Below are 1,130 nucleotides of genomic sequence, written 5' to 3' on the forward strand. Positions count from 1 at the left end.
CAATACGTTTTTGGTGTCGCCCCAGTCCCACGCGCCGTCATGGGTCAGGGCGTAGGAGGAACGGTAGAGGCGAGCGGTATTGCCGAAGTTTTACACAATTTGGGCTTTAAAGTTTCCGGTTCGGATCAGGCGCGTAATGCCGTTACTGAGCATTTGAGCGCTCTCGGCATCCAAGTTTACCCCGGCCATACTGCCGAACACGTCAATGGTGCCGATGTGGTTGTTACTTCTACTGCCGTCAAAAAAGACAATCCTGAAGTTGTTGCCGCGTTGGAACAGCAGATTCCCGTGATTCCGCGCGCGCTGATGTTGGCAGAACTGATGCGCTTCCGCGATGGTATCGCCATTGCCGGTACGCACGGCAAAACCACGACAACCAGCCTGACCGCTTCTATTCTCGGTGCGGCAGGACTTGATCCTACTTTTGTTATCGGTGGCAAGCTCAATGCCGCAGGTACCAACGCCCGTTTGGGTAAAGGCGAATACATCGTCGCAGAAGCCGACGAATCTGATGCCTCTTTCCTGTACCTGACCCCGATTATGTCCGTTGTGACCAATATCGACGAAGACCACATGGACACTTACGGCCACAGTGTTGAGAAACTGCATCAGGCGTTTGTCGATTTTATCCACCGTATGCCGTTTTACGGCAAAGCATTTTTGTGCATCGACAGCGAACATGTCCGCGCGATTTTGCCAAAAGTGAGCAAGCCTTACGCTACTTATGGCTTGGACGATACTGCCGATATCTACGCAACCGATATTGAAAACATCGGCGCTCAAATGAAATTTACCGTTCATGTTCAAATGAAAGGACATGAGCAAGAGCCGTTTGAAGTTGTTTTGAATATGCCCGGTCGCCACAACGTCCTCAATGCGTTGGCGGCTATTGGTGTTGCGCTGGAAGTTGGCGCATCGGTTGAAGCCATCCAAAAAGGCTTGCTCGGCTTTGAAGGCGTCGGCCGCCGCTTCCAAAAATATGGCGACATCAAATTGCCAAACGGCGGAACCGTTTTGCTGGTGGACGATTATGGCCACCATCCTGTCGAAATGGCGGCAACCCTTTCTGCTGCACGCGGCGCATACCCTGAAAAACGCTTGGTCTTGGCTTTCCAACCGCACCGCTATAC

1 protein-coding gene is annotated in these 1,130 nt (G+C 52.3%); it reads left to right on the forward strand.

Annotated elements, in window-relative coordinates; translation table 11 throughout:
• Window positions 1–39 precede the first annotated feature (39 nt).
• Window positions 40–1,130: UDP-N-acetylmuramate--L-alanine ligase (gene murC / locus ACTHUM_RS14905; RefSeq protein ID WP_440403279.1), on the forward strand; the 1,091-nt coding region annotated here is incomplete at its 3' end.

The sequence above is a fragment of the Neisseria sp. P0021.S006 genome, assembly GCF_051956895.1.